Source organism: Streptomyces sp. NPDC048671 (assembly GCF_055587045.1).
Window position 1 is genome coordinate 579,419 of the sequence record NZ_JBVJHB010000002.1, and the last position, 11,158, is coordinate 590,576.

1 protein-coding gene is annotated in these 11,158 nt (G+C 70.8%); it reads right to left on the reverse strand.

Translation table 11 applies throughout. The features are described 5' to 3' along the window. Positions 1–103 precede the first annotated feature (103 nt). Positions 104–11,158: non-ribosomal peptide synthetase (locus ACZ6S6_RS06940; RefSeq protein ID WP_469704239.1), on the reverse strand; the 11,055-nt coding region annotated here is incomplete at its 5' end.

Below are 11,158 nucleotides of genomic sequence, written 5' to 3' on the forward strand. Positions count from 1 at the left end.
TCTCTTCTCTTCCTCTTGCTCAAGCACGTGCCCGTGGCAACTCCACGGGCACGTGCCACGTCATCCATCAACGGCCGGGCGCTCGTCGCACCGGCGTGCGGCCTCAGCAGCGCTTGCGGAGTTCCTGCGCGATCACCCTGGAGATCTCGCGGATCGGCGCGGCGGCCGTCATGTCGGTGTGCACGCAGTCGACGTCGTAGTTCTCCACGGAGCCGCCTACGTAGGATTCCCACGCCGAGAAGTCGACGCCCTGCTCGGCGGCACCGTCCGCCGCACGCTCGGCAGCCGCCGTGAAGAACACGACGTCGCCGTCGAAGACCGACGGCGTGAACCGGCCCGCGAGCCGCGTCCCGTTCACACAGGCTGCCAGCAGCCGCGCCAGCGTCGCCTCGTCGAACCCGGCCAGCACCCCGCCCTGCCCGCGCAGCAGCGCGACCGCCTCGGACAGTGACGGCTCGCGGCCCTCCTCGTCCGACGCGTCCCCCAGCCCCATCCCCTGAAGCAGGCCACGCAGGATCCGCCGCTCCTCGGCCTCCTGGTCGGCGGCGGTGACCGCCTCGGCGGGCTCCATCGCCGGATAGCCGTCCAGCAGCGCGAGCAGCGACACCGTCTCGCCCTGCTCCTGCAGCGCGGTCGCCACGGCGTGCGCGATCACCGCTCCCAGGGACCATCCCAGGATCTGGTACGGCCCGGCAGGCTGCACGGTGCGCATGTGCGCCACGTAGTCGGCGGCCATCTCCTCGATACTGCCGGGGAGTTCGGCCGGCTCGGCGATGCCGCGCGCCTGCAGACCGTACACGGGCCGCTCGGGCTCCAGGTGCGGGAGGATTCCCGCGTACGGCCAGCTCAGTCCGCCCGCCGGGTGCACGCAGAACAGCGGCACCGGCCCGGATCCCGCGGGCCCGGTGGCCTCACGCATCGGCAGCAGCACCCCGAGACCGTCGCCGCCGCTCTCCGTGCCGAAGCGGTGGACCAGTTCTGCCACCGACGGCGCCTCGAACAGCGCCCGTACGGGCAGCTCCGCCCCGAAGACCGACCGAATGCGGCTCACCAGACGCACCGCCGACAGGGAGTGCCCGCCCAGGGAGAAGAAGCTGTCGTCGATCCCCACCGACGCAACCATCAGCACCTCGGCGAACAACCCGCACAGCGCCTCTTCCTGGGGATTGCGCGGGGCCCGACCCGACAGCGTGGCGGCGCCCGCCTCCGGCGCGGGCAGCGCACGACGGTCCAGCTTTCCGTGCACGCCCAGCGGCAGCAGGTCCAGCTCGACGATCGCCGTCGGCACCATGAAGTCCGGCAGCACCGCGGCGACCGAACGCCGCAGCGCACTCGGGTCCACCGACGCGCCCCCTGCCGCCACCACGTAGGCGGCGAGCACCTTCTCGCCGCGCGCGTTCTCCCGCACCGCGACCGCGGCCCGCTCGACCTCGGGCAGAGCGGCCAGCGCCGCCTCCACCTCGCCGAGCTCGATGCGGAAGCCGCGCAGCTTGACCTGGTCGTCGGCACGCCCCACGAACTCCAGCTCACCGCCACGGCGCCGCACGACGTCGCCCGTGCGGTACATCCGCCCGCCCGCCGGACCGTACGGATCGGCGACGAACCGCGCCGCCGTCAGGCCGGGGCGGCCCGCGTACCCGCGCGCCACCTGGGCGCCCGCCAGATACAGCTCGCCGGGCGCCCCCTCCGGAACCGGCCGCAGGCGGCCGTCGAACACGTACGCCCGTATGCCCGCGACCGGAAGGCCCAGCGGCACGACGGACTCACCGGGCACGGCGGCGTCGGACCCCACCTCGCGGTGAGTGACCTGCACGGTCGTCTCGGTCGGGCCGTACAGGTTGACGCACGGCACGCCCCAAACCCGGGACGCGCGCTCCGCGAGCGCGCCCGGAAGCGGCTCGCCGCCCAGGAACAGCCGGCGCAGCGCCGACGCCCCTCCGATCGCCTCCGCGGCGTCGCAAACGGCGGGTACGAGGGAGGGCACCAGCTGCGCGACGGTCGTCCCGGTCTCGCTCATGTACGCCGCCAGGCGCTCCGGATCCGCCGCCACCGCCGCCGGGACCACCTGCACGGTGGCTCCGGACACCAGCGGAAGCCAGAGCTCCCACACCGAGGCGTCGAAGCTCGGCGAGGTACGCGCCAGCACCCTGTCACGCCCGTCGAGCGGATACTCCCGCGCCATCCACCGCAGGTGCCCGGCGATGCCCCGGTGCGTGGCCACGACTCCCTTGGGCCTGCCCGTGGAACCGGACGTGTAGATCACGTACGCGGGATGGTCGGCGCACAGCGCCGCCCGCCGTTCGACGTTGCTCGGGCCGCCGGCCCCCAGCGCCGACAGCTCGCGTTCGAGGTCCGCCAGGCGCAACACGGTCACGTCTGCGTCGAGTCGCCCGGCCATCGCCTCGTGCGCCGGCTCGTCGGTCAGCAGGACGAGCGGCTTCGCTTCCGACAGCAGCAGGGCGATGCGGTCGGCCGGATACCCGGGGTCGACCGGCAGGTACGCGCCCCCGGACTTGGCGACGGCGACCATCGCCACCAACAGCTCCACCGAGCGGGACAGCAGCAACCCCACGACCGACTCGGGGCCGACCCCCCGGCCCACCAGCAGCCGGGCCAGCCGGTTCGCCCGGGTGTCGAGCTCGGCGTACGTCATCTGGACGCCGTCCCCGGCGACCGCCACGGCGTCGGGCGTCCGGGCTGCCTGCTCCTCGAACAGCGCGGGAAGTGTGTCCACCGCGCCTTCCACCACCGGCGCCTGTTCACCGACGAGTTCTCGTCGCTCTTCCGCGGTGAGGATGTCCGCGTCACCGATCGGCCGGTCGGGATCGGCCACGAGGGCCGCGAGCAGCCGGGTCCACCGGTCGGCGAAGAGGTGGACCGTGGAGGCGTCGAACAGGTCGGAGGCGAACTCCAGCCCACCTGTGATGCCGCTGGGTTCGCCGTCGAGGGCGTACTGCTCGCGCAGCGCCAGGGACAGGTCGAACTTGGCCACCGTCGACCGCGCCGACTCACCGCTCATCGTCACGCCCGGAAGGAGCAGTTCGGCCTGGGTGTTGTTCTGGAGGGCGAACATGACCTGGAAGAGCGGATGGCGGGACATCGACCGCGCCGGGTTCAGCACCTCGACGAGGTGCTCGAAGGGCACGTCCTGGTGGGCGTACGCCGCAAGGTCCGTCTCCCGCACACGCTCGATCAGCTCACGGAACGTCGGATCACCGGAGAGATCCGTGCGCAGGACGAGCGTGTTGACGAAGAACCCGACCAGATCGTCGAGGGCTTCGTCGGTACGGCCGGCGATCGGCGAACCGACGGGGATGTCCGTACCGGCACCCAGGCGGGACAGGAGAACAGCGAAGGCGGCGTGGAGAACCATGAACGTACTCGCACCCGACTCACGCGCCAGTGCGGCCAGATCCGCGTGCAGCTCGGCGGCGATGTCCACCGGAACACTGTCGCCCCGGTACGAGGCCACCGCGGGCCTGGGCCGGTCCGTCAGCAGCTCAAGCTGATCAGGCAGACCGGCGAGCACCCGGGTCCAGTGCGCCAGCTGAGCACCGAGCACACTGTCCGGGTCGGACTCGTGACCCAGCAACTCCCGCTGCCACAAAGCATAATCCGCGTACTGAACCGGAAGCGGCTCCCACTGCGGAGCACGCCCCTCGGTGCATGCCGTGTACGCCGTCGTGATGTCCCGCGCCAGCGGCGCCATCGACCAGCCGTCACCCGCAATGTGGTGCAACACCACGAGAAGGACATGCGTCCCGTCCTCGGCGGCGAACAGGGAGGCTCGTACCGGAAGTTCACTCATCAGATCGAAGCCGCGGGACGCCTCCTCGGCGAGCCGTTCCTCCAATTCCGGCGCCGACCGCACCTCGACCGCGGCAAGCCCGATGCGGGCGTCCTCCACCGGCAGGATCCTCTGGTACGGAACACCGTCGGGGCCCTCGGGGAAGACCGTGCGCAGCGACTCGTGCCGCTCGACGACGTTCTGGAGGGCTGTCTCCAGGGCGGTGCGGTCCAGTCCACCGGTCAGCCGCAGGGCAATGGGCAGGTTGTACGTGGACGCGCTCGCCCCCTCGAACCGGTTGAGGAACCACATGCGGCGCTGGGAAAACGCCAGCGGCAGCCGCTCGGGCCGCTCCATCGGGACGAGCCTCACCCGCGCGGTGTCGGCCCGCCCGATGTGCCGGGCGAGCTGGGCGACGGTGGGCGACTCGAACAGGGCCCGCAGCGGAAGCTCCACACCGAGGACGGCACGGATGCGGCTGACGACGCGGGTGGCGAGCAGCGAGTGGCCGCCCAGATCGAAGAACCCGTCGTCGACGCCGACCCGCTCCAGGCCGAGAACCTCGCCGAACACCGCGCACAGCACTTCCTCGTGCAGGTTGCGCGGCGCACGCGAGGCGCCCTGGGACGGGTACTCGGGGGCGGGCAGGGCCCGGCGGTCGAGCTTGCGGTTGACCGTCAGCGGAAGGTGGTCCAGGACCACCACGGCAGACGGGACCATGAACTCGGGCAGGCCCTCACCGACGTACCGCCGCAGCGCGGCCGGATCCGGCTGTCCGGCGCCGTTCACCGGAACGACGTAGGCGACCAGGCGCTTGTCCCCCGGCCGGTCCTCACGCGCGAGCACCGCTGCCTGGGCGACCTGTGGATGCGCCGCCAGCGCCGACTCCACCTCGGCCGGCTCGATCCGGTAGCCGCGGATCTTGACCTGGAAGTCCGCGCGCCCCAGGGACTCCAGCGTGCCGTCGGCCCGCCGGCAGCCCAGGTCACCGGTGCGGTACATGCGCTCACCGGGGGTGCCGTAGGGGTTGGCGACGAAACGCTCGGCCGTGAGGCCTGGGCGGTCGAGGTAGCCGCGCGCCAGCTGGGCGCCTGCGAGATAGAGCTCGCCGGTCACGCCCACGGGGACGGGCTGGAGGCCGGCGTCAAGGACGTAGACCTGGCTGTTGTCGACCGGCGCACCAATGGACGGGGACACCGGCCAGTCGTGAGGCTCACCCCGCAGGGCCAGCGTCGTGACGACGTGCGACTCGGTGGGCCCGTAGTGATTCTGCAGCCTGCGCCCGTCCGGCACCGCTGCGAAGAACTCCCGCACCCGGTCGTGCAGGGTCAGGGCCTCGCCCGCCTGCGCCACATCACGCAACTCGGGCAGTGAGAGCCCGAGCTCGGAAGCGGCCCCGGCAAGGGCCTCGACCATCAGGTTGGGGGCGAACAGCTCGTTCACCCGGTGCTGGTCCAGCCAGCGCGCGAAGTCATCGGGGTGGCGGCGTACTTCGTCGCGGGGAACAGCGAGGGTGCGTCCGGACCACAGTGTGGTGAAGAGCTCCTGAGCCGCCACGTCGAAGCTGATCGATGTGAAGTTGGCGGTGACCACCCCGACGCCGTCGGGACGAGTCCGCTCGTGCCAGGCCAGCAGATTGACCATGGCGCCGGCAGGGAGGACGACGCCCTTCGGGCGCCCTGTGGAGCCGGAGGTGTAGATCACATAGACGGGGTTCTCCGGCCGCAGGTCCTGGACCTCGACCGGACCGGAAGGTGCCTCGGCCAGGGTTCGGGCGAAGCCAGGTGCATCGACGACAATTGCCTCGGGGGACACGTCGGCGGGGATCTTGTCCACCGTGTCGGTGGCCGTGATCACGCACACCGGGTCGGCGTCGTCGAACATGTACGCGATCCGGTCCGCCGGGTAGTCCGGATCCACCGGCAGGTAGGCGGCACCGGACTTGACCACGGCCAGCAGCGCCACCGGCAGCCACTGGGAGCGCGGCAGCATCAGGGCCACCGTCTTCTCCGGCCGCGCACCCGCACCACGCAGAACCCGCGCCAGCCGGGTCGATGCGGCGTCCAGCTCCGCGTACGTCAGCCGCACGTCCTCGAAGACGACGGCCAACGCATCCGGAGACTGCGCGACGCGACGCGCGAACAGCTCGGGGAGCGGCACCCACGGCACGTCCACCGCCGTGTCGTTGAAGACCGAGACCATCTCTGCGCGCTCACCCGCCGACAGCACCTGTGTGGAGCCCACCCGCGTGTCCGGGGACGCCACGACCTCAGCCAGCAAGCGGACGAACCGCTCCACCAGACGCACGGCCGAGGAACGGTCGAAGAGGTCGGTCGCGAACTCCAGCACGCCGGCCAGCCCCGAGGGGGCACCATCGCTGTTCCGGTGCTCGCTCAGGGTGAGGAAGAGGTCGAACTTGGAGCTGGTGCTCCTGGATGCCTGCCCGGCCATCCCGAGTGAAGACAGCCGCAGCTCGGCATGTGTGTTGTTCTGGAGGGCGAACATGACCTGGAACAGCGGGTGGCGGGACATCGACCGCGCCGGGTTCAGCACCTCGACGAGGTGCTCGAAGGGCACGTCCTGGTGGGCGTACGCCGCCAGGTCCGTCTCCCGCACACGCTCGATCAGCTCGCGGAACGTCGGGTCCCCGGAGAGGTCCGTGCGCAGGACGAGCGTGTTGACGAAGAACCCGACCAGATCATCCAGCGCCTCATCCGTGCGCCCCGCGATCGGCGAACCGATCGGAAGGTCCGTACCCGCACCCAGCCGCGACAGGAGAGCGGCGAAGGCAGCCTGAAGCACCATGAACACACTCGCGCCCGACTCCCGGGCCAGCAGGGCCAGGGACGCGTGCAGCTCCGGGCCGATCTCCACCGGAGCCGTGTCACCACGGAACGTGGCCACCGCCGGCCTCGGCCGGTCCGTCGGCAGCTCCAACTGCTCCGGGACATCGGCGAGCGTCCGTGTCCAGTAATCCACCTGACGGCTCAGCACGCTTTCCGGGTCGGACTCCTCACCCAACAGCTCCCGCTGCCACAAGGTGTAATCGGCGTACTGCACCGGCAACGGCTCCCAGGCCGGAGCACGGCCCTCGGTGCGTGCCGCGTACGCGGCCGCGACATCCCGCGCCAGCGGCGCCATGGACCAGCCGTCGCCGGCGATGTGGTGCAACACCACCACGAGTACGTGACCTGCCCCGATGACCTCGAAAAGGCCAACTCGCAGGGGCAGTTCACAGGTCAGGTCAAAACCGCGCCCGGTGAATGCGGCCACGAGGTCGGCCAGCGCCTCCTCCGTCGCCGACTCCATTTGTACATTCACCAGACCAGCGCCGGCCGGACGAATCTCCTGGAACGGAACACCATCCGCACCGTCCGGGAACACCGTCCGCAACGACTCGTGGCGCGCAACGACATCCCCCAGCGCCTCGACCAGCGCCGCACGGTCCAGCACACCGTCCAACCGCAGCACTACCGGCATGTTGTACAGCGACGCCGACGCACCCTCGAACCGGTTCAAGAACCACATCCGACGCTGCGCGAACGACAACGGCACCACCGCCGGCCGCTCCACCGCCACAAGCGCCGTTCGAGCCGTGCCCGCCTCACCTATGTACGCGGCCAATTGCGCCACGGTAGGTGCCTCGAACAGGGCGCGCAGAGGCAGTTCCACTCCGAGAACGGCGCGGACGCGACTGACCACTCGCGTGGCAAGCAGGGAGTGGCCGCCCAGGTCGAAGAAACTGTCGTCGATCCCGACCCGCTCCAGCCCGAGGACTTCGCCGAAGACCGCGCACAGTACCTCTTCAGGGACACTGCGCGGCGCGCGGGAGGCCGCCGCCGTCTCGTACACCGGCGCGGGCAGGGCGCGGCGGTCGAGCTTGCCGTTGGGAGTCAGCGGAAGGGCTCCGAGGACGACCAGGGCCGACGGGACCATGAATTCGGGCAGGCCCTCCGCGACGTACTGCCGCAGCTCGGCCGGATCCGGCTGTTCAGCACCATCTCCCGTCGGTACGACGTACGCGACAATGCGCTTGTCCCCCGGCCGGTCCTCACGGGTGATCACCGCCGCCTGTGCGATGTGCGGGTGCGCCGACAGGACCGACTCCACCTCGCCCAACTCAACGCGGTATCCACGGATTTTGACCTGCTCGTCGGTCCGGCCCAGGAACTCCAGAGTGCCGGAGGCCCGCCAGCGGGCCATATCACCGGTGCGGTACATCCGCTCCCCCGGTGCCCCGAACGGGTCGGCGACGAAGCGCTCGGCGGTAAGGCCGGGGCGGTTCAGGTAGCCGCGGGCCAGTCCGGCGCCCGCAAGGTACAGCTCACCCGCGACCCCGGCGGGCACCGGTCGCAGCGAGCGGTCCAGGACGTAGGCGCGCGTCTCCTCCAGCGGCCGCCCCAGCGGCACCGGGCTGGTGATGTCGGCGGCGGCCCGCCACACCGTGCCCGTCACGCACAGGGTCGTCTCGGTCGGACCGTACAGCGTGCGCAGGGTCGTGCCGGGGCAGTGGGTGAGCACGTGGCGCATCGCGTCCGGCGAGATCACGTCGCCGCCGGTGAGTACCTCTCGCGTACGGGAGAAGGCCGTGACCAGGTCTTCGGCCATGACGCGGAAGAGGCCCGCTGTGAGGTGGAGGTGCGACACTTCGTGCGACCGCACCAGGCGGTCCAAGTCCGCTGCGTCCAGGGTTCCTTCGGGCGCCACCACGACGCGGGCGCCGTTCAACAGCGGGACCCATATCTCGTACACGGAGATGTCGAAGGCGTGCGGGGCGTGCATCAGCACGCTGTCCCCCGGGCCCACGTTCCAGCCCGAGTCCACGACGAGGTCCACGACATTGTGGTGCGAGGCGGCCACCCCCTTGGGCACACCGGTGGAGCCGGACGTGTACATCACATACGCCAGGGCGTCCGGAAACACGTCCGCCTCGTCCGCTGCCGCATCGGTGGCGGTGGTGGCCTCGGGTACGGAGGCGACGTCATCGACAACAAGGACCGCGACGCCCTTGTCCCGCTGTTCGGCGGCCAGGGCGTGCCCGGCGAACGCCGCATCGGTCAGCAGGACTGGCGCGTCGGCCTCGTCCAGGACCGCTCGCATGCGTGCGACTGGGTAGCCCGTGTGGAGCGGTACGTACGTGCCGCCGGCCCGGAGCACGGCGAGCAGAGCCGCGATCAGGTCCGCCGAACGCTCCATGAGCACGGCGACCGGGGTCTCCGCGGCGACACCGAGCGCGGTCAGGCGTTCGCCCAAGGCGCGTGAGCGGGTGTCGAGTTCGGCGAGCGTCCACCGGATTTCGCCGCATTCGACGGCGACCGCCTCGGGCGTACGGGCCGCGGCGGCGGCAAACATCGCCGGGACAGTGGCCGGCCCTCCGGTGACCGCCGATGCGTGGCGCTCGGATCGGGCCGGACCCTGCCAATCGACGAGGAGCTGGTGGCGCTCCCGCTCGGGGAGGAGTTCCAGCTCCGCCAGGCGTACGTCCGGATTCCGTACGGCGTGCGCGAGGAGAAGACCGAAACGCTCAGCCATGCGTTCGATCGTGCTGCGGTCGAACAGGTCGGTCCCGTACTCGAAGACACCGGTCAGCCCGGCAGCCTCGCCACTCTCGGTGTGGCGCTCGCCCACGTTGACGGTGAGGTCGAAACGGGCGGCCGAGACGCGGGCCGCCTCCTCGACTCCGGCCGACACGGTGAGGCCGGGCAGGCGCAGGTCGGCCTCGTCGTTGTTCTGGAGGGCGAGCATGACCTGGAAGAGGGGGTGCCGCGACATGGAGCGCTTCGGGTTCAGCACCTCGACAAGGTGCTCGAAAGGCACGTCCTGGTGGGCGTACGCCGCAAGGTCCGTCTCCCGTACGCGCTCGATCAGCTCACGGAACGTCGGATCACCGGAGAGATCCGTGCGCAGGACGAGCGTGTTGACGAAGAACCCGACCAGATCATCCAGCGCCTCATCCGTACGACCCGCGATCGGAGAACCGATCGGGATGTCCGTACCGGCGCCCAGGCGCGACAGCAGCGTGGCGAGCGCGGCCTGCAGCACCATGAACACGCTCGCGCCCGACTCCCGCGAGAGCTCGGCAAGGCGGTGGTGGGCCTGCGCGTCGACCACGAACGGCACCGTCTCGCCGAGATGAGACGCCACGGCAGGGCGCGGCCGGTCCGTCGGCAGCTCCAGTTCGTCCGGTATGCCGTCCAGAGCTGCGGCCCAGTGGGCGAGCTGGCGCGAAGCCAGGCTGTCGGGATCGTCTTCGTCGCCCAGCAGTTCGCGCTGCCAGAGGCTGAAGTCGGCGTACTGGACCTGCAACGGCTCCCACCCGGGAGTCCGCCCCGCCACCCGCGCCTCGTACGCGGTCGCGATGTCACGCGCCAGCGGTGCCATGGACCAGCCGTCGCCCGCGATGTGGTGCAGCACCACGACCAGGACGTGCGAAGCATCGTCCATCGTCAGCAGGCGTGCGCGTAGAGGCATTTCGGTGGTCAGGTCGAAGCCAGTGCCCACGAGGGCCGCGAGGCGCTCCGACAACGCCGAGGACTGCACGTCCTCCACCGCGAGTTCGGCACTCCGCAGAGCGTCGGGCGCGAAGATGTGCTGGTAGGGCTCTCCGGCGGAGTTCTCCGGGAAGACGGTTCGGAGACTCTCGTGACGTACGACCACGTCATGGAAGGCGGCCCGGAGGGCGGCCCGGTCGAGGTTGCCGGTCAGGCGCAGGACGACCGGCATGTTGTACGTCGCTGCTTCGGCGCCTTCGAGGCGGTTGAGGAACCAGAGGCGCCGCTGGGCGAACGACAGGGAGAGCTCTGCCGGCCGTTCTCCGGCGACGAGCGCGGTCCGCGCTCCCTCGGCCCCGGCTATCTGCTCAGCGAGTTGGGCGACGGCGGGTGCCTCGAACAGTGCGCGCAGGGGTAGTTCGACGCCGAGGGTGGTGCGAACCCTGCTGACGACGCGGGTGGCAAGCAGCGAGTGACCGCCCAGGTCGAAGAAGCTGTCGTCGATCCCGACCCGTTCCAGGCCAAGGACCTCAGAGAACACCGAACAGAGGGCCTCCTCGCGGGCATCCCTCGGTGCACGGTAGGAACCGGCGATGTAGTCAGGTGCGGGCAGGGCGCGTCGGTCGAGCTTGCGGTTGACCGTCAGGGGGAACGCGTCCAGGACGATCACGGCGGCCGGGACCATGAACTCCGGCAGGCTCTCACCGACATAGCGGCGCAACACGGCCGGGTCCGGCTGTCCGCCACCGATCGACGCGACGACGTAAGCGACCAGGCGCCTGTCGCCGGACCGATCCTCCCGCACCAGCACCGCAGCCTGGGCCACCTGGGAGTGACCGGACAGAACCGCCTCCACCTCACCCAGCTCAATCCGGAAACC